Below are 24463 nucleotides of genomic sequence, written 5' to 3'. Positions count from 1 at the left end.
CGCATACTCGCTGACTACGCGGGCTCTTGTGCCAACCAACTGAGGTCTATGGCGTCTGGCCCATCCTCTGTTTCTCAACGCCGGCACATGTCCGAAGAAGAAAGCACTCTCTGGCTTTCATCGGGCATAGAAGGAAGATCGCAGGGCCGGCTGAGGGATTTCTTCGATGCGCCGGTGCTACCCACGGCAGCGCCTCTGCCATCGTCAGAGTCGGATTACACCTGGGTGATGAACCCTGTAGACGGGGTAGGTAATTTACTTCACGGCATCGAACACGCTTCGGTTTCTTTTGCCTTGCTCTGGCGCGGACTTCCCATCCTTGGTGTGATCGCCGACGTATTTGGGGGCAGACAGTACATGGCGGCTCACGGCGAGGGTGCATGGATTCAGGATGAGCGGCTGGGCTCCGAGCCGCAGCTTCTTCCCGAGTTACGACAGGAGCATCTGTCGTCATCCATCTTGACATTTGCGCTTCCAGAACAAGCAGAGTATTCCGCTTCCGTCTTCCGTGCCGCAGCCAAGTTGTTTTCTGAGCGTCGGGACTTGCGGCACCGGGGCGTTCCGTCTCTCGATCTCGTCAACGTGGCCGCGTGTGTCACACAAGGGCATTTTCAGCGTGGCATTAGCACGGCATTGTTGGCTCCGGCGGCAGTGATCCTGCGAGAAGCTGGGGTTCATCTCACGGACTGGTCGGGAGATTTCGTCGTCTTTCCTTCTAAGTCCGAGCGGCTTGATGTGGCCGCGGGACGGGACCCAGTCTTTCGTGAAATGCTCGATGTTCTCGTGAAGATTAGGATCTGACGATCTTTGAGGAACTAGCTAACGGCGGCCATTTCCGTGGTCCCGATAATCAGCTCCTGTCCGCACCCACAACCGTGACGGTCTCCCCCGCGTCCCGTCGGACATCTGCCCCGTCCCAGCCAGCTTTGGCTCCATGAACCGCCGGAACGTGTCACGCATCAAAGTCTCGCCCGCCACGGCCTCGTGCAGCTCACGGAGATCCTTCAGCGTGAATGGCTCATCCAGAAGCTCCCCCGGATCCGGCGCCTCCGCGTAGGCGGCCCGCAGCCACTCAACCGCCTTCGCGACAATGTCCGCGTGACCGTACGGCAGCCCTGAGATCAGCTCCGGCTCCCCGGTCACGGAAGCCAGCCGGACGCCGTCGGACTCTAACGCCGATTCGAGTGCTGCGAGCGGCACTACGTCCACGTGCGCCACAGACAAGACCCAGCCGCGGTCGTCACGCGCCGGGTCGTCGAAGACCTGGAGCTGGCGTGGCACGCGCCCGGAGATCCCGGCCTTCTCCCGCAGGCAGCGCAGCACCGCTTCCGCCAGGGTCTCGCGCTCCCGCAGGAAGGTGCCCGGCAGCGCCCACTTTCCGTGTTGGTGATCCTCCGCGCGCCGCACCAGCAGCACGCAGACGGAACCGTCCGCCACCGTCAGCACCGCCGTGTCCACCGCCACCGAGGGGCGCGGGTAGTCGAGCAGAGACGTTCCTGGGCTGTTCTGGGAATCCTTCACAGGCCATTTATTTCACTATTGCGCTAAAGATGCAAGCCGTGCATACTGGAGTCAATTAGCGCAGAAATGATCTAAATCAATCGGAGGTTCCCCATGAAAGTCCCCCAGCTCCACGTCGGCGCCGGCAGCCGGCTCGGCCCCCTCAGTATCTTCCCCGTCTGGACCTCCGGCTCCGGCAGCCTGGGCATCAGCACCGGCACCCACGCCGACGTCGCCGTGACCGAACTCGCCAGCGGCCCCCAGGTCGCCCGGCTCACCGTCACCAACAACGGCCCGCGCCCGGCCCTGCTGCTGGAAGGCGAACTGCTCGAGGGCGGACAGCAGCACCGGACCTGCGCCCGCGACGTCGTCCTGGGTCCCGGCGAAACCCGCGACATCGACACCTTCTGCGTCGAAGCCGGCCGCTGGGAAGCCGGGGAAGCCAGCCACCGCCGGCAGGCACGGCGCGCCCCGCTGAACGTCTGGTCCGAGCTGGCTGACGGTCCCGACGGCCATCGCGGCGGCAACCGGCAGGGCCGCATCTGGGAGCGGGTCAGCCGCTTCGACTCAGCGCGGGGAGCCTCGGTGACCAGTTCCCTGCTCGACCACATGGACCGGTTCACGGAGGACGTGCACAACCGCTTCGATGCCGCGGACGCACCGGCCGCGCTGGAAGGTCAGCGCGGCGTGGTGATCGGTCTGGGCCAGCAGCCGCTGCTTCTGGAGGTCTTCGGCACCGGCACGCTGTTCCGCCGGCACTACCGCCAGCTGATCGATTCCGCGCTGCTGGACCTGGAGCTCCTCTCACCCCAGGCGCTGGCCTCCGGTCCCATGCCGGGCCAGCGGGCCCGCGATTTCGCCGCCCACGTCCAGGCGATGGACTTCGGCGCGTTCGACGGCGGCACCGCGGCGGTTGAAGTCCGGAGCCACGGCGCCCTCCGGAGCCGCAATGTCTCCCGGGCCGCCGGCCCGGTGTCCGCGGCGGGCATCGCCGTCGAGCTCCCCGAGCGCCGCCCCCAGCTGGCCCACCTGACCGGCTGGAACACCAAACACCCCCTGATGGAGCTGGCATGAAACTGACCCCCTTGCAGAATGACCGCGCGGCCGGCGTCCTCGTCGCCCTGGCCGCCGGCGACGCTCTCGGAGCCGGGTACGAGTTCGGCGCGCCGCTGCCAGACGGCGCCGAGGTCACCATGAAGGGCGGCGGCCCTTTCGGGTTCGCGCCGGCCGAGTGGACCGACGACACCTCCATGGCCGTCCCGATTGCCCAGGCCTTGCTGGAGGCAGCGTCCGACGCCGGGTCCTCCTCCCCCGCGGCGCTCACCATGATGGTCCGGGCCTGGACGGCGTGGGCCGCCGAGGCCAAGGACGTGGGCGCCCAGACCAGCTCGGTCATCGCTGCCGCCGGCTGGCTCGCTTCCGAGGCCGGCCGGAGCAAGGTCCGTGCGGCCGACTTCAGCGCCGCGGCCGCGGACTTCCACGCCCGAACCGGCCGCAGCGCCGGCAACGGCTCGCTGATGCGCACAGCACCGCTGGCTCTGGCATACCTTGACCGGGACCCGGCCGAGCTCTTGACGCAGGCCGGGGTGCTCAGCGCCCTGACCCACGCCGACCCGGATGCGCAGGAAGCCTGCGGGCTCTGGTGCGTGGCCATCCGCGCGGCGGTCCTGACCGGGCGGCTCGACGTCCGGGCCGGGCTGTCTCTGCTGTCCACGGAGCGGGCGAACGTGTGGCTGGGGCGGATTGAAATGGCCGAGCGGTCCCGGCCGCGGGACTTCACCCGCAACGGCTGGGTGGTGGAGGCGTTCCAGGGTGCTTGGAGTGCCATCCACTTCACGGGCCTGTCGGCTTCGGGCCCGGCGCACCTGCGGGCCGCGCTGGAGGAAGCCGTCCGCGGCGGCCGGGACACGGACACCGTCGCCGCCATCGCCGGCGGGCTGCTGGGTGCTGCCTACGGTTACACGGCCGTACCGTTCGAATGGCGGCGTCGCCTGCACGGCTGGCCCGGGCTCCGGGTCCGCGACCTGATGATGCTTGGCATGGAGCTCGGCCGAGGCGAGGGCCGCAGGCCCGCATCCTGGCCACGAGCCGAACACCAGGACTACAGCATGTGGGGCCGCACCGACGCGCTGGTCCAGCACCCGCACGACGACGGCGTCTGGCTGGGAGGCGTCGGCTCGCTCGGACGGGTGGCCGAGTTGGGGATCGATGCCGTGGTGTCGCTGTGCCGGCTGGGAACTTTGGACATGCCGGGCGTGGCGCCGGAAGACCACGCCACGTTCTGGGTCATCGACTCCCCTGTTGAGGAGGACAACGCGCACGCCTCGTTCGTGCTGCGGGACGCGTCCGCCGCCGTCGAACGCTTCCGCGCGGAGGGCAAGACGGTGCTGCTGCACTGCGTTCGCGCCGAGTCCCGAACCCCGACCGTGGCGGCACTGTACGGGGCGCAGGTGGCTGGGGTATCTCCGCTGGACGCGCTGGAGGATGTGCGGCTGGTACTGCCTGGGGCCAGTCCGAATGGGTTCTTCCTGGGGTTGCTGAGGGAAGCCGGAACAGCCGCAGCACTTCATGTTGAAGGAGCCACGACCGGGGTGTCCAAAAATGTCCGACGCTACTGGTAGGAATGTGATCATGACTACAACTCCTGAACTCAGTCGGGAGCAGCGCGACGCCGTTATGGTGGAGCGCTACTCGGACGGCGAGACCCTCGATGCCATCGGCCAGAGCTTCGGCATCACCCGCGAGCGGGTCCGGCAGATCGTCGCCAAAGTGGGCGGAACGAACGCCGAGGAATCCCGCAAGAACCGGATTGCAGCACGGGAAGCGGTCCGAAAGGCCGCCCACGACGCGTTTCTGACGGAATACGGTGACTTGGCGCGCCAGATGGCCAAGCGCGGCGTCACCCGGCCGGACGCGGTCCTTAAGCTGCAGGCGCTTTACCCGGCGATCGACGTTGATCTAGCCGAGGACGTTCTCCGGGAGTCAAGCATTGTCTTCGACAAGAGTCAGATCGACGACATCTTCTCCAAAGAAGCTGTTGCCGCAGGCGTCTGGTACCTGCTCGGTTCCGAACTCCGGCTGGCCCCGGACCGTGGATGGGCAGCAGTCAATCTGGATCTCTCGCTGATGGGCGAGCTGAGGGCCGCACTCGGGTCCGCGGAAGCAACCCCCGATGACATCGCCACAATTCTCGGAGTCATCGGTGCGGCGCAGAAGCACCTCGCCAGCAACCCCACATCCAGCATCACCGGCAAGCGATACCAGGAACTCCGCGACGAACTAGTGGTTGCGCTTGGCCTCGTATCGCGGCAGGGCGCGTTCCCTTGGCCGCCAACTCGCCAAACGGTCACGAAACGCTTCGGCGGCTGGAACGAAGCCCTAGAAGCCATGGGCGTCGGAACAACTTCTCAGGGCAGGCCGAAGGGTCTGTTGAAGTTCACCCGCGAAGACTACGACGACGCGGTGCGCGATTTCTGTTTCTTCGCCTCAGCTGCCGAAATAAATGCCACGTATGCAGGATATGACGTGTGGGTGAAACAAGAGATTGCCGAAGGTCGCGAACGGCCGTCAGGTGCGTCCGTGCGCAACATCTACGGCACGTGGATGGATGCCGTCCGGTCAGTGCAGGAGTAGGCGCCGAAGTTGGGGGACATTGTGGAAGAACGGCCGATCACGCGGGGGATCAGGATGGCGCCTGACTATCGGACCCGATCAGAGGCCTTGATCGAGGCATATCGCAGGGGCGATCCTCTTCGGGTAATCGCGGCTAAGTGTGGGGTCATGGTAGAAACCATCTGCTCTCCGCTCACCGGTGGACTCAGCGGCGATGACGACGAACTGGCGCGGATGCGCAGTATCCGCGCCAGGGCCACGGCCACGATGTCAGATCTCGATGAACAGGCGCACCTTGTCTGGCGACTGGCCGACTCGGGATTCGCCTTGGCGAATATTCCGACGGTGCTCACCACCGTCGGAACACGGGCGGAAATCGATTCGGAAATCATGACTGAATTACTCCAATTTCCCGGGCCCCGGGATCCACGCGTTTGCGAAGACATGCCGGCGCCGGAGACACCCCCTCTCAGTGACAGACTCAGCCTGTTGTACGTCATTGGCAAGCATCACCGCATTGAACCCGATTATCAGCTGACGCTGGGTCAGATGCCCACGGCTGAGGTCGCCGAACTGCGGCTTTTGAGTAGGGCTGAATATCCTCCGAGACGTTTGGCTGAGATTCTGGCAGTCGCTGAGACCACCAAGCTGGCTATCCGAGCGCGGGTTGCCAGATCCTTGTCCGTTGAGGAATACGCGGCAACGGCGGAACCCCTAGCGAGGCGCCTTAGAGGCCATATCTTCGATGACACTGCAGCTTGGCCTGCGCCTGTCTCGGCCCTGACACGGCGCCTCGGTGGTGGGAGCTGGGATCAGGCTCTGAGCATGGTTGGACTGCAGCTGCGCCGAGCCGCTGACCGTTTCAGCGAAGACGACTTCATTCGGGCGCCCCGGGACTTCCTGGAAGTATGTTCAAGTCGTGATTTTCCATTGGATATCGAGACTTATGACCGCTGGGTAACGGCAGAGGTGTCGCTGGGAGGTGACCGCCCCTCAGCTATCGAGGTGATTGTGCACTATGGCGGCTGGCAGGATGCACTCCGCACACTCCCGGATTACAAGGCGGATCAACAATTTTCCGCTTCTGATTCCGAGTCTTACGACCACTCGCTATTAGACCGCACTGATTCCGCTTTGGAGGCCGCCTGGGTACGCGCAGGCGAATACATCTGCGAGCTCCTAGCGAATGTGCCCCGAAACCGCTCTCTCCAAATTCAATACGGCGACCCCATAGAGGGTTCCATCCGTCCCTACGCGCAGGGTACCCGCGGCGCCGACGGCGTATGGTGCGAAGTAGTCTCCGAGCGGTTCTTGCCCGACGAACAGTGGCCGATCGACGCAGAGTATTTCGAAGCCCGAGACTGGCTGGCCCCTGACGACGAAGTTCCGCACTGGTGCAAGGAAAAAGTTGCCCTCCAGGATGCCGGACACCAGCTTCTCAAAGGACTGAGATTTGGTCGGCAGTGCCCAGATCCCTGGCAGTTGCGCTGGAGTACCAAACAGCTCATTAGCGGACCAGACGCGGACCATGGCGTGACCTTGGAGCGCGCTCTGGCCGGCGAAGTCCAGACACTGCGAAATGCGGGATGACGATGCTTGAAGAAGTTCCGCGAACACTTCACTCGACAAACACCACACTCGATGGGGATTACATTCATGACGACACCAACCGATGATTCGCTGCCTGAAGCTGCCCCACGGGACAGGCTCGGGGCAGCGATGGCATCATTTCTCGCGGGAGATCCCCTGAGTACAATCGCTGCTTCCGCCGACATGGATAGCTACGGGATGCTAATTCTCCTCGGTTCTCGAGTAGCTGACCGGGCCGAGGAACAGCGATCCAGTGCTATTCGGGATCGCTGCATTGCGACGGGGGCCGCTCTTTATCAGGAGCGCGAGCGCTTCGAGCAGCTTATGCGAGCCGGCATTGATCTCCCAGACATACCGAGGGTTCTGACCGCCCTCGGTGTTCCGGTCGACGTCGACATCGCCGTGGAGATTCTCCGGAGTACGAGCATGTTCAAGGAAATTCTTCATCGCGTTCTACAACAAAACGGGGTCATCGAAGTGTCGCGGAACGCGCCGACCGTCGACTTGCTCAGTCTGCTGTACGTCACGGGCCTTCACCGAGGCGTGAATCCAGATTATGAACTGGCGTTGGGGATGATGCCTGTCTCCTCTTTCGCTTCGCTCAGGGAGCTTCTGGGAACCCGCCGTCCCTACCAAGAAACAGCCGAAATCTTGGCTGTAATTGAAGCAACATCACAGGGCATCCGCGCCGGAGACGTCGCCGGAATTTCGATTTCCGAATACGACGAGATAGCCGAGGCAATCTCGCGTGAACTTAAAATCGCGGAGATCCATTCCGGAGGTAGCTGGCCGGCTCCGGGAGATGAGCTCAGGCGACACCTGGGCCAAGGATCCTGGGATGCTGCGCTAGACGCCGCAGGGCTGAAGCTCTTTTCTGGCAGAGGCCGTTTTAGCAATGCTGATTTCGTTGAAGCGGCACGAGGATTCAGGAACGCTTACGGCGATTTCGGCTCGCCGAAGGAAGTATCGAGCTACGACAGCTGGGTGATTGCAGAAACAGCTGCCGGGCGGGAGCGTCCCTCCGCTATCGCTATTCGCCGGCACTTCGGCACCTGGGAGTCTGTGATCGGTGCCGTCATGCCTCCGGAAATCGAGGATGAGTACGACGGCATTGTCAACCATATTAGAGCCGGGAACGACGTCCAAGAAGCTTGGGCTAAAGCAGGGGAACTGATCAGCGAAGTCCTCGCCAACATGCCGTGGAACTCATTCCTCAGCATTCAGTACGCTGACGACGACACCGAAGGACTGACACCCTACGCCCAGGCAGTTCCCAGCGCCGACGAGGTCTGGTTCGAAATTGTGTCCGAGCAGTTTCTCCCCGCCGAGAATTGGCCTATAAGTGTCAGCTACCTATCCGAGAATGGCTGGTCCGCTCCCGATAACGATTTTCCGAACTGGTACAAAGACGGTATTCCGCACATCGATGCGGGGCACCAGCTACTCGAAGGCTTGAGATATGGCCGGGGTTGCCACGACGCAAGCAATCTTCAATGGCATACCGGCGAATTTCCGACCGTGCCCGGGCCGGACGGTGGCGTCACACTTGATGACGCGCTGAACGGTATTGTGCAGACACTTAGTAACGCTGCTTAGCCAAAGTCCGAGTTGATGGAGCACCGATGAAATGCATTCCGGAAGAACCCGAATTCGGCGATGGCCTGGTGGCCGAGAAGGCGGTCTGGGACGCGCTGAAAAACAGCCTCCCGGACGACGTCGTCCTTGCCCACTCAGTCCAGTTGCGGGACGGACGGGCAGAACACGAGATTGACATCCTCGTCCTGTGGCCCGGCGTCGGCATGGCTGCCATTGAGGTGAAGGGCGGGCGCGTCTCCGTCGAAAACGGGCAGTGGCTGCAGTCCGACAGGTCCGGAGTGCACAAGATACAAAGTCCCGTTGCGCAGGCGCAGGGCTCGCTCCACGCCTTCAGGCACTGGATCGGCCGCCAGCTAGGGACGCCGCTGACGAGCCGCTTCGCCTACATGGTCAGCGTCCCCTACACCGATGTGCCCCGTGATTGGGAGATGGCGGGCTGCCCGCGATCGCTGGTTCTCGACAAGGAAGACACCGCGTCTGCGGCCGAACTTGTCCGGACCGCCATCGAGCGGGAAGGCGGCGGAGTTTCCTCGCTGGCGCCGCCGTTCATGGAACGCATCGTGCGCGTGCTCAACGGAACACTGGGACACGATGCCACCAAGCCGCTGGACCCCAAAGAGTCGGAGGACGTCCAGGATCATCTCACCGAGCGGCAGTCGGTGCTGTTGAAGGCCACACGGTCTCTGCCAAGAATCCGGTTCACCGGCGGTGCGGGAAGCGGAAAGACTTGGCTGGCCGTGGAGAAAGCCCGGCTGCTCTGCAAACAGGGCAAACGCGTCGGACTGTTCAGCTACAACAAGGGCCTCAGCCAGTACCTCCAGGACCGGGTCTCGACCTGGCGTCACGCCCAGCCGGCGTTCACCGGAGAGTTCCATGAATATGCCCGGCGCCTCGGAGTGCCGGACGGCACGGGACCCGCCTATTTCGAAGAGGAATTGCCACAGCTACTCAAGGATCTCGCGGTCAATCTCCAGCCCGACCAGCGGTTGGATGCCATCATCGTTGATGAGGCTCAGGACTTCGCCCCGCTGTGGTGGGAAGCGTTGCTTGCCACCACCACGGATGACGCCGAGATCTACGCCTTCCTGGACGATCACCAGGACGTCTACCGGCGTTGGAGCAATCCCTCGACGGATGGCGAAAGCCCGCTGGAAGACCTGGTGACCATCCACATCGACGAGAACCTGCGAAACACGAGGAAGATCGCCGAAACATTCAGATCCTTTGCGGGCGATCACTTCACTCCCCGCGGCAGCACGGGACTGCCCGTCCGGCGGGTTCAGTGCGCCACCGAGGACGCCCTCGACGTCGCTGGTGACTGCATCGATGCGCTGATCGAGGAGGGGTGGGTGAACAACCAGATCGCCATGCTGACGACGAAGGAACGCCACCCAATCCATAAGGAATTCTTCGAGAACGGCACCACGGCTGACTACTGGCGCGAGTTCCACGCAAACGAAACCGAGTTCTACGGTCACGTTCTGGGCTTCAAAGGCCTGGAACGGTCAGTGATAGTCCTGTGTGTCAACGGCTTCAAAGACCTGAGCCGAGCTACTGAACAGCTCTACGTTGGCCTGTCCCGGGCGCGCAGTCTCCTCGTGGTTGTCGGCGACTCTGATTTGCTGGAGGAGGCCGGCGGCCGGGATCTGAAGATGGCCCTGACTCGCGCCCAGATTTGGGCGCCGAGGACGCCCATCGATCGGTGACGGTGGGCGGGTGGCCTCCTTGCTCGTCCCGAGTATCCGCGCTACGTGGGTGGCAGGCTTACTGGCGACAAGCACCCCACTGCCGGTCGCACAGTATGAACGTCTTATTTGCCCCAATGGGCCGCGGCGCGCCCTACTTCTTCTTCGCCTTCTTCAGGGCGGCGTTCTCTTTCTTTAGCGCCGCGTTCTTCTCTTTGAGTTTGCCTATCGCAATGGAGAAAGCCCCATCCTTCTTGTGCTCTCGCGGGGTGCGGTTCGTCGCGCCAGGTGTTCGTCCCATGCGGTGTCCTTCTTACTCATGTCTGGAAATGTATTCTTATGATAGTTCCGGCGGCTGCGATTACAAACGGTTACACCCGCGTGAGTCGATGCCCATACCCGCCTGCAGTATCCCCTAATTCTGCGGTAATCCGTGCAGACGACTTCGAATAAATGACTCCTGCGAAGGTCGTTTTTTCTGCGGCGGATAGGGCACGCAGATACGTTGGTCAAACTGGTCTATTCTCAGATCGTGCCGAAAACCACCACCAATCCCCGAGCTATCTCCGTCGAAGTCTTCGAATTGGCAGCCCATTGGCATGGGAGAGGGAAACTGGGCTCGCCCTGAGCGAAATTCAGCTCGCCTTCCAGCTCACTGACCATGGGCTCGCAGCGTGGTATGCACGAACCTACTCAGACGTCTTATGGAAGGTGTGCGGAGCAACCGGAACGCTTCCGCTGGCATCGGCGTTACTCGTGAGAACGCAGACAACTAGCTTCACCATCGGCTCTTCTTGACTGGTGCGTAGCCCCGCTGTCGCCTCGTATCCCTGATGATGTGAGCCGAAAAGGTTTCGAGACACCGAGTTGGTGGGGAAGCACCTACGGGACAGCTTCGCCGCCAAGTTGACCCCCGGCAGGTCAAAATTGATGGCGATCCGCACGGACCGTTGACCGAGAGCGCAGCTGCCCGCAATAACTGCCTGGCGACGGAACGCTCTTTGCCGTCCAAATTACTGCGAGAACTTTTGGACTGCGCTCGGGATGAACGCCAAGATGCTGACCAGTGCCAGTGCGGCTTTACCGTACCCAATTGTGAGGCCAGCGATGGCTAGCCCCTCCGGCCTCGCTCACCTCTCAGATGATTGACCGGATGGTCTGGTCGGCGTACCCCAGCGTCTCATCGATGGCCTTCTCCATCTCGCCTAAGGCGTCGGGCGTTGCGGTCAGGAGAGCACTGATGTTGATGCTGCTCACGGCGAGGAGACATCCCGCCAGGGTTAGGAACTCCTTGTACCGCTCCTGCCCGTCGTGCCCGAGTGCTTCCCAGCGCCGGGGCTCCGGCGGCAGGTTTTCCCTCCACTTCTCGAGGGCGTGGGTGCCGTGGACGCTGATGTATTCCATGACTTCCGTGGCACGCTCCAGCACCTCTATCAGCACGTCGAAGCCATGCTGCGACTGGTCCAGAGCCTTCTCGGCAGCCTCGATCTCCGTTCGTAACCGTTCTTCCTCCTGCTTGCTGCGACGCTGCTTCAAGACGTAGAAGCCGGCGGCTGCCATTGCAGCCACGGGGGCGAAGACCATGCCTGTGAGCAGAAGAGCGCCACCGGCCATGCCGGCGCCGCCGGCGGCCAGGGTGCCCCCGCCAAGGAATGCGAGGGTAGCGTTGCTCGCCGCTACTCCGGACAGTGTTGAGATGGCCGTTCCGGTGGAAGCGGTTCCAAACATCGCGACGGCAGTGAAGGCGCCGTAGGCTGCAGCGCCGCCGGCGGCCGCTCCGACCGCACCACCAGCCGCTGCACCGCGGATCGCGTCGGCGATGCCCGCCGACATGGCCCCGACATGGATCGCAGCAGGTATTTCGTTTGTGCTCTCGACCTCCTGCTCATTCGGCTTTTCGGGCCCGAGCGCGCCGCTGATGCTCTCGGCAAGCTCGACGAACGTCATGAAGAACTTGTCGCGGGCATCGTCGTGAACCTTGTTGAATGCCTCCCCTACCTCTTGAGTGATCCTCGACCGCTGGGCCACGTTGTCCGTGATCAGGGCGTGACGCCTTTTCGTCTCGGCGACCTGTTCACGTAGCTTCACCGGTCGCTGGCCCCGCTGATTGGCGAGGGAGTCGGTGAGGTCCTTCGCCTCCTGCTTGAGTTGCTCAGGCGTCAGGTTGAGCGCTAGAGCGATGGCGGTCAGGCGGGGCTCACTGGGACTTATCAGCCCGCGCTCGATCCGGGAGATCGAGACCGCACCTCCCTTGCGGTATTCGGCCCGCTTGGCCAGCTCTTCCTGAGTCATCGGAGGTGTCTGAGCCTGGCGATGCTCGCGGATCACGAGGCCCAATGCCTCTGCGCTGAAATCGCTCATCGGTTCTTCCTGAAGTGGCTGTGGCGATTCCAGGAGGACCGAGTTTCACGGATCAGGGCCCCGCCGGAGCGGGTGACCCGGGTGCTGTCCGCCGCGAACTGTCTGGCGGCCTTGATGACGGCGGGGTCACGACTGACGTCGTCGGCGGTCTGAATGTTTTGGGCGGCGGCGAGGGCCAGGGTGGCGAGATCGAGGCGAGACATGGGCGTTGGCCTTTCGTTGGTCGATGATGTCTAGGTTCACCCAACATACCGTTACTTAGTGTTTATTGTCCACACTATGATGGACACTAAATGTTTCAATGCTCTACTTAGTGGCTGAAGACGATATCAAACCCCAAGATGATGCCCGTTTGCCTCGAGCCCAGGACTGTGGCCGAAGGGGCCCCGCAGGCGGGGTGTGGGTCAGACATAAACGGTGATGATCCGTCCGGGGAACCTGCCCTGCGAAGCCTGCTGACGCTGAGGCCGCCGGGTGGGATCCCTGAGGGCTGGTGTCGGGGAGCCCCCTATGACCTGCCCGTCGCTCTGGTGAAGCGTCCCCCACTGGAGCACGAGCCCGTCTCGTAACCCCAAGGATACGAGGCGCCCGCCACGCCGCCCGACTAAGGAACGGCCAGTTTCTACAGACCGCCTCAGGCCGCGTCCAGCCCGACAGACACGTCACACTCCGCCAATCGGTCGCCCCCAACGCGCCGAAACGTCTGTTGTCCGACCCCGCCCATATGATCTAGGAACTGTCGGGCCTATACGTCCAGGGGGACGAAGTGAACGTTTTGTTTGGCTTGTATCTGGACCGCGCTCCGTGGGCCTACCGGGACTCGGCACTTGGCGAGGTGCGCCTCGGCCCGCTGGGGTTGACCCAGTTGCTTCAGACCCGGCTCGGGCTCACCGGACCTGATGCCCGCCACTCGACGCGGATTCGGCAGTACATGGCCCGACTCGCGGAACAGGACGCCCCGACCGCGTGGTTCCACGGATCCTTCTCGGTCGACGCGTGGTCCACCGCCATTGACCTGCTGAACCAGCGCGACGAACTCGTGGTCAATGGCTGGACCGGAGTGGCCCCGCCCGGGTCCACGGCTAAGCTGCGTGCCCTCGCCGCCCTCGAGCAGAGCCCGCTCCCCCTCGACCGGGCGTTCGCCGACTTTCCGCTGGAGCTCGTTCACGAAATCGAGAGCGATGCCACGGCGAACTGGCCGCTCGGGATCTCCCGGCTGGAACTCCAGCACCCCCGCATCTCGTTCCCCGCCATCTGGGGCCGGCTCATCCATGCCCTCGAACGGCGCGGGGTGAACGTCACAGACCCGGCTCCGCGTACGGGGCCGGTGGGCGACGTGACCGTCCTCGTCGCGAAGACCGAATGGGAAGCGGCCGAGCACACGGCCCGCTGGCTCGCGTCCGCGGCAGACCCCGGCACGGCCCGCTCCGCCGTTGTCGCCTCCGCGAGCACGTCCCTGCTGGACCAGGAACTGCAGCTGCGCGGACTGCCCCAGATCGGTGTCAGCAGCCGCTCCCGGTGGCGGGCCGTGGACCAGATCATCCCGCTCTTCTTCAACGTCAGCTGGGGGCCGGTGGACGTCCAGCTGCTGGGCGAGTTCCTGAACCTCCCGGTCAGCCCCGTCCGCCGCGGAGCAGGCCGGCAGCTGCTGCGCGCCCTCGCCGCCCAGCCGGGCACCGGCGGCGAGGCATGGCTCGCTGCGCTGCAGGAGATCAGCAGCGACGAGACCCTTGGCCCCGGCATGGCTGCCGAGCTTGACCTTCTGCTTAGCACCGGTCTGCTTGCCGACGATGGGACCGTCAGCGGCAGCGCCGTCGTCGAACGCGCGCAGTGGCTGCGCACCCAGCTCAGCCGCCGGGTGCAGATCTACCCCCAGCTGGAGTCTGTGCTCAGCCAGCTCAACGAATTCACGGCCCTGATCGACGGGCCGGAGCCGGTGACGCGCAAAACCCTTGCGCGGATCCTGGAATCCGTCATTCCGGCCAGTGGCAGTCCAATAACCAGCGGCGAGGCCGCGCCCTGGGTCACACTGCGCAGCCTCGCGGAACTCTGCGACGACGTCGACACCCTGGTCTGGTGGGGGTGCCAGGATGACGGCCAGGCCCGGGCCCGCAACTGGGACGCCGCGGAACTCCGGGCGCTGCAGACCGTCGGCGTCGAACTGCCGGATCCCGCGGTTCTTGCCGAGCTGGAACTCTCCGTAGCCGTAGAAGCCGCCAGCCGCTGCCAGCGGCTGCTGCTGGTGCGCGCCGCCGAGATCAGCGGGGAGCCGACAAAGGCGCACCCTGTCCTGTCCTCGCTCGCCTTCAGCGTCCTTCCCGTGCCCCTGCCCGGAACTGCGGACGAGAACAAAAAGGCCGTGGAGGAGGCCATCAAGGCCTTCACCGTTACACCCGCTGAACTGGTGCACGACGGTGTCTGGCACCTCGCCGGCCGGACCGCGGCTCTAAAGCCGGTGCACCCCTCCCCCGCCCAGCTTGTCCCGGCCTCGCACGAGCTGGGCCCCCGCCCGGCCTTTATGCCCGACAAGCTCTCTTACTCGCAGCTCAGCACCCTGATCGGCTGCTCACTGAAGTGGGTGCTTGAAAAGAAGGGTCGGCTCAAGGTGGGCGCCGCGCAATCCGTGCCCACCGGCAACACCATGATCGGCACCCTCGTCCACCGGGTTGTCGAGGAACTGTTCGGCGAACTCCACGCCGCGAACCGGGCAGTGCCCGCGCCGGCGGAAGTCCAGGCGAAACTCGACCAGCTCGTGCCGCACTACGCCTCGGAGCTGTTGCTGCCCGGCCGGGGAAGCAAGCTCGCCGGCCTCCGGCCCGTCGTCGAGCACTCCGTCATTAAACTGTTCCAGACCCTGCAGACCCAGGGTGTGTACATCCGCGCCACCGAGCACAAGTTCGACAAGCCGGCCGCGTTCAATGTCAACGGTGTCCGGACCGAGGTACAGGTTTCCGGCTCCATCGATGTCCTGGCCGCGGACCAACAGTCTGAACCCGTGGTGATTGATCTCAAGTGGACCAACCGCTCGAAGTACCGGCGGCAAGAAATTACCGAGGGAAACGCGATGCAGCTCGCCTTGTACCACTGGGCCCTCGACGACGGGCCGGACACCATGTCCACCGTCGCCGAGGACGCCGCGATGTCCTACTACATGCTCAAGCAAGGCGAGTTCGCCTCCACCAGCACACTCTTCGGCCCCGCCCTGGCCAGCCCGGCCTCCAGCCGGGGCACCTGGCAGAGGTCCGTCCGTGCCGCCGAATTCTCGATCGCCGAAGTCGTCGGCGGACGGGTCCTGGCAACCGGCCGGCACGAGCTCGGCTCCTCCGACGAGCAACGCGACGCGGCCACCGCGGACGGCAGGCTGTACCAGAAGCCGCCCTGCAACTTCTGCGACTTTTCCGCACTCTGCGGCCTCAAGGGGGACCTGTCATGAACCACGCCCTGAGCAACGTCACTATGATCACGGCCAGCGCCGGAACCGGAAAAACCTACAGCCTGATGGGCGAAATCGCCCGGGCCATCAACGCCGGCACCCGCCCCAGCCAGATCCTGGCCACCACCTTCACGAAAAAGGCCGCAGCCGAACTCATCGACCGGGTGCAGGCCGAACTCTTCGGCCATGAACGTCCCGATGCCGCCCGGCAGATGTCCATCAGCATGGTGGGCACAGTCAACAGCGTGTGCAGCCGCCTGCTGCAGGAATACGCGGTCGACGCCGGGCTCTCGCCCGCGCTGCAGGTCATCGCCGAGGACGAACAGCTCCGGATCTTTCAGCTGGCCACCGACGATGTGTTCGCAGCGTTCACGCCGCGGATCCAGCCGCTGGCACGGCGTCTGGGGTACGACGGCGAATCGGACATCCGCGGCACCGACCCCGACTGGCGCAAGATCGTCTGCGACATCACGGACGCCGCCCGCGGCAACAAGATCAGCCCCGCGGAGCTGGCGCACTCGGCCTCCTCGTCATGGCAGGGACTGCAGCAGGTCCTGGGACCGGTGGGTCTTGACGACCGCGCGTCCTGGTCCAACCAGCTCCTCCAGGGCCTCATAAGCATGCGCGCGATGGCCGCTGACCTCATCGAAGGCGGGAAGACCCCGCCCAAGAACCTGATCGCCTCGATTGCCCTGCTGGAGCCTGTTCTGTCCCATGCCTCGCCGGAGGACGCTCCATGGCGGTTTTGGATTGATGCGGCCGGGGTCTCGAATGCGGGGGCCAAGCGGCTGCTGGAAAGCTACATTTCCGCGGTCGAAACGGATCTCGTGGCAACCCCGGCCTTCCAGACCGAGCTGAGGAGATTCACGGAGTTGGTGTTTGCCTGCGCGGCCTCCTGCCTGGACAGGTTTGCTGAATTTAAGCGGGAATACGGGCTCATCGACTTCGCCGACCAGGAAACCCTGGTCCTGGACCTGCTGGAGAACAACCCGGAGTTCCGGGCCTCCATCACGGGCCGGATCAAGTTCATGGTAGTGGACGAGTTCCAGGACACGAGTCCCTTGCAGTTGCAGCTGTTCACGAAGTTCGCCGAGCTTGTGGAAAAGGTTGTCTGGGTTGGCGACTCCAAGCAGGCCATCTACGAATTCCGCGGCACGGACCCGGAGCTGATGACGGCCGTCGCCGCCCACATCCAGCAGAAGACCCAGCTCACCGAGTCCTGGCGGTCCAAGGAAGCGGTCATCGACCTCTCCAACGCGATCAGCCTCGCCATGTTCCCGGAGCTACGCGAGGCCGAGGTTGAGCTGGCTGTCCCGGATGCCCGACAGGATCCCGCGCACCCCAAGAGCGCCCTGGGCGGATCCCGGGAGGCCTGGACCCTCGCCGCGAAAACGGTTCCAGAACAGCGCCGGGCCATCGCCTCCGGCGTCCTGGACCTGATCCAGCGGCGCGGCTTCAAGGCATCCGCCGTCGCCGTCCTCGCCCGGTCCAACGCTGCAGTGGAGGCCCTCGCCGCCGAACTGACCGCGCTCGGGCTCAAGGCGACAACCAACACCTCCTCACTCTTCGCCGCACGGGAAGTCCAGCTGGTGCGCGCCGGGATGGCCTTTGTCGCCTCCGACGACGACACCGTGGCATTGGCCGAGCTGGCGCACCTGCACCCCGAGCACGCCGCATTCGGCCGCTGGGTACCCGCCTTGTTCGACACCGCCGAGCCCCAGGAAGAACTCCAGCGCTGGGCTGCAGACCCCTTGGTGGCCGGGCTGCTCGAGCTGCGCCGCCTGGCCAAGCTCTGCACTCCCACGGAAATCATGGAGGAAGTCACGGCCCGGCTCGGCGTTACCCGCCTGATCAAATCGTGGAGCAACCCCGGAACGCGGCTGAAGAACCTCGACGCGCTGCGCGCCCTGCTGGAGCGCTACTACGAATCGTGTGCGGCGCTTTCCAAGCCGGTCACGCTGAGCGGCTCGCTCAAGTTCCTTGCCGACGCCGACAGCGCCGGCAGTGAGAACTTCGGCGACGACGTCGTCAATGTGCTGACCTATCACAAGGCCAAGGGCCTGGAATGGCCCGCCGTGGTACTGGCCAGCCTGGACACCGCTGTTGCAGCGGCGCCCTGGGGTGTGGCGGTTGAAGGCGTCAACGAGATCGACGTCCGGAACCCCCTTGCCGGCCGATGGGTCCGTTTTTGGCCCTGGCCGTTTGGCGGCAAGGGCTTCAAACCGCTCTCCGCAGCAGCGGACGAGTCGGCCGTCGCCCGGCGTGTGCTGGCGCGGCGACAGGCTGACTCTGCACGGGTGCTCTACGTGGGTCTTACCCGCGCCATCAGCGTTACGTGCCTGGCAGCAGCAAAGCCGGCCCCGGCCTCGCTGAACACCCTCGCGCCAGGGCCGATCGTGGAATGGACCGCGGATGACGGCAACGACGGCAAGCTGGTCGTCCAGGGCCGGCCCGGCGACAACGAACGCCGGCTGTCTGTGGAAGCGTTCAGCTACGGGCCTGCCGACGGGCCAGCAGCCGGCGATGAAAGTACCCCCAGGGAATTTACTGATGGCCTGCCCATGTCGGGCCCGGTGGCTCAGAAGCCTGCCCGGGTGACCGCGAGTTCAATGGAGAGTTTCGGCTTCATCGCCGATGTCACGGAGGCCGCAGTCCTGGGGGCGCAGCTGATTCCGCACGGAGCTGCCAACTGGGACCATGTGGGCTCCGCGATCCACGGCTACTTCGCCCTGCCGCTTGCCGAAATGGACAGCGGGGTCCGGCTCCTGGCGGCGCAACGGCTTCTGGACCGCTGGGGCGCTGCAACCGCCGTCGACGCCTCCGTTGTGGTGGAAGCTGGCGACCGGATGCTCGCCTATTTCGCCGAGCAGTACCCGGGCGCGACAGTCATCACGGAACAGTCCGTCGCCTGGCGGAACGCGGACAACCAGCTGATGGAGGGGTGGATTGACCTTCTGCTGGAAACACCTGGCGGATACGTGCTGGTGGACCATAAGTCCTATCCCGGCAAGGACCCGGTCGGCCACATCAAGGACAAGTACGTCGGCCAGATGTGCGGGTATGCCGAGGCGATCCAGGCCATCACCGGGCGGCCCGTCGGCGAGACCCTGATCCACATGCCCGCGTTGGGGAAGATGTTCCGGATCAGCTGAGGCTTAGCACCAGCGGTGTCGGCACTCCGGTTCTGGCACGCCCGTTTCTCGCGCCGATCTCTGTTTTGCCGGTCACTGGTTTTCAATCACTAATCGCCACATCGCCGTTACCTCACAGCTCAAGTACGGACGGCGGGCGCCATCCAAAGCTTTTTTGTACCAGTGCCGCGCGTGTTGATCGTAGGGTTACCACCGATCTGAGGCAGCATTGGATTATTCATTAATCTCATTTTAAATTTGGAGCGCGCGCATAGTCTTGCGGTCCTTCCGGGGGGACTAGCAATGCCAACTGCCGTCAAATCAGAGCTTTCATTTGTCCCCTCGCAGGCCGCAGCTCCGGAAGCACCAGAGATTCTTCGAGTGAGCAACCTCAGAATCGAGAACTTCAGATTACTCCGGAATGTTGACGTTGCGCTGGACGAAAAGACAACCGTCCTTGTCGGCCGTAACAACACTGGTAAGACGTCCTTGGCGGAGGCCTTGGACCGCTTCATGAATCCGAAAACCTTCAAGCTCACCATCGCCGATTTCTCTTCGGAGACTTACGAGCACTTCGCGGATGCATACGAGTTCTACCTCAACGGAGATGAGAAGACAGCCAGAGAAAAGCTGCCGGCCATTACTCTGACGATCACCATCACCTACGACCCTGAACTTCCCGAATACGGCCCCCTGGCTGCTCTTATAGTTGACTTGGATCCGACCTGTTCGGTGGCAAAAGTGAGGTTCTGTTACCAGCTTGGTGCAGGGAAACTGAACGACCTTTTCGCGGGTGTCTCGGTTATCTCAGAATCGGGCATACCACTCGAGACGGCACAGCTACTGGAGGTTATCGGGGACCGTATCCCTGAGTTGTTTGAACGAACGATCACCGCTGTAGACCCGAACGATGCGGCTAACACACGAGATGTTTCGCTGGACTCCATTCGAAAGCTCATCACTGTCGATTTCTTGAAGGCTCAGAGGGGGTTGGACGACGAAAAGGAAAAACCCAAAGATCTCATTGGAAAGATCTTTGAGTCCTTGTTCGTGGCGGCATCAAAGGCAGATGATAACTCGACTCGCCGGAAAACCGCTGACGAGCTCAGGGATGCTGTGTTGGCTATCGAGACGGAGTTGGGACGGAAAGTCGACAACATGGTATCGGGTGTGATCCCCACTCTGCAACAATTTGGGTACCCGGGTCTCGGCAATCAAAAAATTGCGACAAAAACGACTCTCGACATCGAAAGGCTTCTCTCGAACTACACCAGTGTCCATTATCATGGCGTGGCCGGTGTCGCTCTCCCTGAAGCGTACAGCGGCCTAGGCTCTCGGAACCTCATACTGATCCTGCTCACGCTGCTCAGCTACTACCGAGAATACGCCATTCGTGGTAACGTTCCGGGGATTCATCTCGTTTTCGTAGAAGAACCCGAAGCGCACCTACACCCTCAAATGCAAGAAGTTTTCATCGAACAACTGGCTGCATTGAAGAGCTTGTTTCCCAAAATTGATGGCATCGAAACAGGATGGACGGCACAGTTCCTCGTATCAACCCACTCATCCCACGTCGCGAACAGAGCACCCTTCTCCGGCATTCGGTATTTCCGGCTCGAAGCCCCAGTCAAGGAAAAAGAGGGAAGGCACGCTAAAGTACTTGACCTCAGCAAGGCTAAAGGTCTGAACGAGAAGTTCCTGCATCAATATCTGACCTTGACTCGATCAGACCTCTTCTTCGCGGACAAAGCTATCCTCGTTGAGGGCACAAGCGAGCGTCTCATCGTTCCGCGGGCAATTGAGAAACTAGACAAGGCCGATGCCGGCGCTGGACTATCAAGTCAGTACGTGACGCTGTTGGAAGTTGGTGGGGCATACGCCCATATTTTCTTCCCGCTTCTTGACTTCCTCGGCTTGCCAAGTTTGATAATTACAGACATCGACGTCGTTGGAATCCAGGACAAGGAGAAGCGTTCAGCCGCACTAGTCCACGTCGGTGATCGGACAAGCAACGCGACGATCAAGAAGTGGTTCTCGAATACGAATATCACGCCCACCGCACTCCTAACGAATGCAGAAACCGAATCGATAAAGAACGGGAATCGTTATCTCGCCTACCAAATTCCGGAGATGGTTGGAGAGGCATGCGGGCGTTCATTCGAAGACGCATTCATATTGGCCAACCCCTCACTCTTCGGCCTCATCTGCAGTGGAAATCTGACTTCAGACGAGGAGAATGCCAGGGCCGAAGCAGAATCTCACAAAAAGAGTGAGTTTGCGCTAAAATATGCCATCCAAGAATCCGCTTGGGTCACCCCGAGATATATCCACCAGGGACTTAAATGGCTCCTGAGCTACCCCCTGCTGCCTGATGAAATCGAAGTAGATGCATCAAAAGATGGCCAGGTCGCAGTCAAGTGACCGTCCGATCTGGTGGCACTGCGTATACCGCCGAGCAGGAAAGCGAAAGGGCACTGAAGTCAGTCTTTGACGCACTCGACGGACGACAGAACTTCAAACTCGACGCAGGGGCCGGCGCTGGAAAGACATACTCACTCATCGCTGCGCTTGAGCGGATACTTGCCGACCGCAAAGCATACCTACCTCGAGCAGACCAGCAGGTGGCCTGTTTAACCTACACAAAGGTTGCGCGCGACGAGATCATCAAGAGAACGGACGCGAGCCCTCACATCTTCGCCGACACTCTACATGGGTTCCTATGGGAAATGATCGGCCCATATCAGAAGGCACTTGCACCGGGCATCCTTGCCGCTGACGAGTGGCAGGAGACCCTTGGCGAAAGAACTTCGATCAACGGGCTCGAGATTGAATACGATCTAGGAATCCGCAGTATCAGCAACGGTACCGTCCGCCTCCATCATGATGATGTCCCACGCCTTGCGTTGCAGCTTTTCAGCATGCCGAAGTTCCGAACCATGATTGCCGATCGCTTCCCAATCATCTTCATCGACGAGTACCAAGACACTCCCAGGGGACTTGTTGAAGCAATGCTCGGAAGCGGTGGGACCGACTCGCGATCGCCAGTCTTTGGATTCTTCGGTGACGACTGGCAGCAGATCTACGACGAAACGTGCGGATCAATCCAGCACTCCGGCGTTGTAGCCATCCCTAAGAATGCCAACTTTCGGTCTGGGAGCAACGTCGTCGGGTTCCTCAACAACCTCCGACCAGAGCTAACTCAGGCCCCTGCGGCGGACGCACGTCAAGGCACGGTCACCGTTTATCACACGAATGAGTGGCCAGGGTCGAGGCTCGGACGCAACTGGAAAGGCCAGATCTCACACATCGCGAGTCATAACACCTTGGAATGGGTGTTGAACGATGCGAAACAAAGGTTATGGACTGGTTCAACCGCAGACACCAAAACGCTCATGCTTACACACTCTTCTCTTGCCAATGAACTTGGCTATGCGTCTTTGCCCACTATCTTCAAGTACAACGATTCTTTCGCCAAAAAAGAGGATCAGGTCATTGCCTTTCTGCTCGACGTTGTGGAACCGGCATGCCAGTCCTTTCGCACCCGCAGGTACGGCGAACTCTTCGACGTCCTGGGCCGTTCACAACCGCACATCAAGTCTCATAGAGACAAAAGGGAATGGTCAGATTTCTTTATAAAGCTCGATGAACTACGCCGCAGCGGGACGGTGGGAGATGTCCTCGACCATGTCCTTCAGCAGAAACTATTTTCGGTTCCTGGGAGTGTAAGCAGGAGGCAAACAGACCTGGAACTTGCAATTACCGGGCTAGCTTCCGGCGAAACGATGGAAGGCCCGCGTCGCACGGTTGAGTACAAAGCCTTGCGCGACGTCAGCTATGCGGAAATAAGCGCCCTTGACACCTATGTCAACGACAAGACTATCTTTTCCACAAAACACAATGTCAAGGGTGCAGAGTTCGACAACGTCCTTGTTGTATTAGGTCGCGGGTGGTCAAAGTACGATTTTGCAAAGATGCTTGCCAACCACACTCGGCGAGACCGACTCGACGATTCCGACAGAAAGAGCTTCGAACGATCGCGAAACCTCTTTTACGTTGCAGTCTCACGAGCGAAGACCAACTTGGTTTTGCTGTTTACCCAGGAGCTGACAGCCGACGCTCTCAGCACGCTGGAGGGTTTGGCCGGCTCAGGCAACATACTCTCGATCGAATTTGCTAACGAAGCCTCACCTGTTAACGCCCGATAGTTTCAATGGTGGATTCCTTCGGCTAGACATCCAGGTTTCCTTCGGTCTTTCGCCTAAGCCAGCAGCCGGACTCTGACTAAGGTGCTGTCGACCCGGTGTGCACGTTCGCGGCCAAATCTCCGCGCCTAGCGCAGGCCCCGATCATACTTCCCAACTCCACGTGGCCTCTTGCACGCGATATCGAAGCCCTGCCGTGGCAACCGAGGTGCGGATCACCGGCAAGCACACGGCGATTTTGAAGCGGACTTTGGTGCTGAGGACCTTGACCGGGCTGTGGCCTTGATCGTGGTATATGGCGACGATCAGGTCGTAGTCGCCGCCGCCGCCGGCCTAGAAGAACGCGGTGTAGGCCGGGAGCGGGCCGATGAGGGAGATTCCGTCGGCTTGATGCTCTGTGGCCGCGGCGGATCGTGCGCTCCACCAGGCCGGGCTCAATCTTGTTGATCGCGTCGATCAGGCCGCAGTGGGTGATTACTCGGATGACCCAGACTGTAGGCGTGGACAGCATCATGGATACTTCCTCGATCCCCATGAAGTTCGTCAGCAGCTCGGTTTAGCCCGGACAGAGGAGCCGTCTTTGTGCAGCACACCTTGTTCATCGGTGCCGTGCAGACCCTGCACCTTCCCACTAAATTCCATGCTCGCAGGCGATCCGGATGAAGCGAGAGCTCAGTGACGTGTTCCACCTCGTGCCGACGCTGACGCCGAGAGGGTCAAATTCAACTGGAGACAAAGATCGGGGACTGCCAGCGGTCATAGACGGGCTCAGAGTGTCACCGCCCATGAACTCAATGGGGAAGCGTATCCGTGCGCGGAAGCTGTCTACGACGCGTTGCCAATCGGCGTTCCCGCCCGGCATTGCGAGCCTCGTTTACGAAACGCAACGCGATCCCCGGCCCACCCCCTACTGTTGATCCTGCACCTAACGAAACCGTTTACGTAAACCGTTTTCCGAAACCGATTACGTAACGCGAACACCAGACAACAAGACACCCTCAGGGAGGAGGAACAGTGGTCACCATCCGCGATGTCGCCAAGCACGCCGGCGTCTCTCCGGCCACCGTCTCCCGGGTTGTCAACGGACTCGTCGGCTACTCCGACGAAACAAGAGAACGTGTCGAGACCGCGGTCAAGAGCCTCAGCTACGAGACGGACTACCTCGCCCGGGGCCTGAAGACCCGGCAGACGTCCGTGATCGGGCTGCTCGCACCGATGGTCTCGGATGCCCTGGCCTCCCAGGTCATGCAGGGAGTGGAGGAGGAAGCCCAGGAACGCGGCTACGCCGTGATGCTCGGCCGCACCGGCGCAAAATCCGCCTACATCGCCGGTTACCTGCGGACCCTGCGCACC

Annotated in this window: 17 protein-coding genes and 1 pseudogene; 12 read left to right on the top strand and 6 right to left on the bottom strand. The window is 62.2% G+C overall.

Features of this window, described 5'->3' with window-relative positions; all coding sequences use genetic code 11:
- Positions 1-87: 87 nt before the first annotated feature.
- Positions 88-801, top strand: a complete 714-nt coding sequence (locus AC1D0A_RS15315) for an inositol monophosphatase family protein (RefSeq protein ID WP_476946198.1) — start codon at positions 88-90, stop codon at positions 799-801.
- A gap of 18 nt (positions 802-819) precedes the next feature.
- Here the strand turns inward: AC1D0A_RS15315 and AC1D0A_RS15310 are convergent, their stop codons facing one another.
- Positions 820-1521 carry an NUDIX hydrolase gene (locus tag AC1D0A_RS15310; protein WP_476946197.1) on the bottom strand — a complete coding sequence of 234 codons (702 nt, stop codon included), beginning with the start codon at positions 1519-1521 and terminating at the stop codon, positions 820-822.
- A 93-nt stretch (positions 1522-1614) separates the two neighbouring features.
- Between AC1D0A_RS15310 and AC1D0A_RS15305 the strand changes: the two genes are divergently transcribed.
- The 6 genes from AC1D0A_RS15305 (at position 1615) to AC1D0A_RS15280 (ending at position 10004) form a co-directional block, all read left to right on the top strand.
- The gene (locus tag AC1D0A_RS15305; protein WP_476946196.1) at positions 1615-2574 is read left to right on the top strand and encodes an ARPP-1 family domain-containing protein; all 960 of its coding nucleotides are present in this window, start codon (positions 1615-1617) and stop codon (positions 2572-2574) included.
- The gene (locus AC1D0A_RS15300; protein ID WP_476946195.1) at positions 2571-4121 is read left to right on the top strand and encodes an ADP-ribosylglycohydrolase family protein; all 1551 of its coding nucleotides are present in this window, start codon (positions 2571-2573) and stop codon (positions 4119-4121) included. Before AC1D0A_RS15305 ends, AC1D0A_RS15300 begins: the two co-directional genes overlap by 4 nt.
- A 10-nt stretch (positions 4122-4131) precedes the next feature.
- Positions 4132-5133: a sigma factor-like helix-turn-helix DNA-binding protein gene (locus AC1D0A_RS15295; RefSeq protein WP_476946194.1), complete on the top strand. Its 1002-nt coding sequence runs from the start codon at positions 4132-4134 to the stop codon at positions 5131-5133.
- A 147-nt stretch (positions 5134-5280) separates the two neighbouring features.
- The gene (locus tag AC1D0A_RS15290; protein WP_476946193.1) at positions 5281-6702 is read left to right on the top strand and encodes a TY-Chap domain-containing protein; all 1422 of its coding nucleotides are present in this window, start codon (positions 5281-5283) and stop codon (positions 6700-6702) included.
- A 6-nt stretch (positions 6703-6708) separates the two neighbouring features.
- The gene (locus AC1D0A_RS15285; RefSeq protein ID WP_476946192.1) at positions 6709-8298 is read left to right on the top strand and encodes a TY-Chap domain-containing protein; all 1590 of its coding nucleotides are present in this window, start codon (positions 6709-6711) and stop codon (positions 8296-8298) included.
- Between the two features lie 26 nt (positions 8299-8324).
- Positions 8325-10004: a nuclease-related domain-containing DEAD/DEAH box helicase gene (locus AC1D0A_RS15280; RefSeq protein ID WP_476946191.1), complete on the top strand. Its 1680-nt coding sequence runs from the start codon at positions 8325-8327 to the stop codon at positions 10002-10004.
- A gap of 133 nt (positions 10005-10137) precedes the next feature.
- Here the strand turns inward: AC1D0A_RS15280 and AC1D0A_RS15275 are convergent, their stop codons facing one another.
- From AC1D0A_RS15275 to AC1D0A_RS15265, 3 genes are all read right to left on the bottom strand, one after another.
- Positions 10138-10284, bottom strand: coding sequence for a hypothetical protein (locus tag AC1D0A_RS15275; RefSeq protein WP_476946190.1), 147 nt, complete (start codon positions 10282-10284; stop codon positions 10138-10140).
- Positions 10285-11120: 836 nt separating this feature from the next.
- Positions 11121-12344, bottom strand: a complete 1224-nt coding sequence (locus AC1D0A_RS15270) for a helix-turn-helix domain-containing protein (RefSeq protein ID WP_476946189.1) — start codon at positions 12342-12344, stop codon at positions 11121-11123.
- Positions 12341-12547 (bottom strand): hypothetical protein, encoded by a 207-nt coding sequence (locus AC1D0A_RS15265; RefSeq protein WP_476946188.1) that lies wholly within the window; start codon positions 12545-12547, stop codon positions 12341-12343. The genes AC1D0A_RS15270 and AC1D0A_RS15265 overlap by 4 nt, the downstream gene beginning before the upstream one ends.
- Positions 12548-13110: 563 nt before the next feature.
- Here AC1D0A_RS15265 and AC1D0A_RS15260 point away from each other — a divergent pair.
- The 4 genes from AC1D0A_RS15260 (at position 13111) to AC1D0A_RS15245 (ending at position 23113) form a co-directional block, all read left to right on the top strand.
- Entirely contained in the window at positions 13111-15777 is a 2667-nt protein-coding gene (locus AC1D0A_RS15260) for a PD-(D/E)XK nuclease family protein (RefSeq protein ID WP_476946187.1), read from the top strand.
- Positions 15774-18929, top strand: coding sequence for a UvrD-helicase domain-containing protein (locus AC1D0A_RS15255; protein WP_476946186.1), 3156 nt, complete (start codon positions 15774-15776; stop codon positions 18927-18929). Before AC1D0A_RS15260 ends, AC1D0A_RS15255 begins: the two co-directional genes overlap by 4 nt.
- Before the next feature lie 360 nt (positions 18930-19289).
- Positions 19290-21329 (top strand): ATP-dependent nuclease, encoded by a 2040-nt coding sequence (locus AC1D0A_RS15250; protein WP_476946185.1) that lies wholly within the window; start codon positions 19290-19292, stop codon positions 21327-21329.
- A complete protein-coding gene (locus tag AC1D0A_RS15245; protein WP_476946184.1) occupies positions 21326-23113 on the top strand; it encodes an AAA family ATPase in 1788 nt (595 codons plus the stop codon). The genes AC1D0A_RS15250 and AC1D0A_RS15245 overlap by 4 nt, the downstream gene beginning before the upstream one ends.
- A gap of 141 nt (positions 23114-23254) precedes the next feature.
- On the opposite strand, the gene AC1D0A_RS15240 is transcribed toward AC1D0A_RS15245, so the two are convergent.
- Positions 23255-23407: a 4-hydroxythreonine-4-phosphate dehydrogenase PdxA gene (locus AC1D0A_RS15240; protein WP_476946234.1), complete on the bottom strand. Its 153-nt coding sequence runs from the start codon at positions 23405-23407 to the stop codon at positions 23255-23257.
- A 145-nt stretch (positions 23408-23552) separates the two neighbouring features.
- A pseudogene (locus AC1D0A_RS15235) lies at positions 23553-23621 on the bottom strand (hypothetical protein); the annotation flags it as partial.
- A 503-nt stretch (positions 23622-24124) separates the two neighbouring features.
- On the opposite strand from AC1D0A_RS15235, the gene AC1D0A_RS15230 reads away from it, so the two are divergent.
- Positions 24125-24463 (top strand): LacI family DNA-binding transcriptional regulator (locus AC1D0A_RS15230; protein WP_476946183.1); only part of this gene is annotated, 339 nt, incomplete at its 3' end.

The organism is Arthrobacter sp. P1_D4, assembly GCF_056406115.1.
This window is presented reverse-complemented; position numbering and strand designations above follow the sequence as displayed.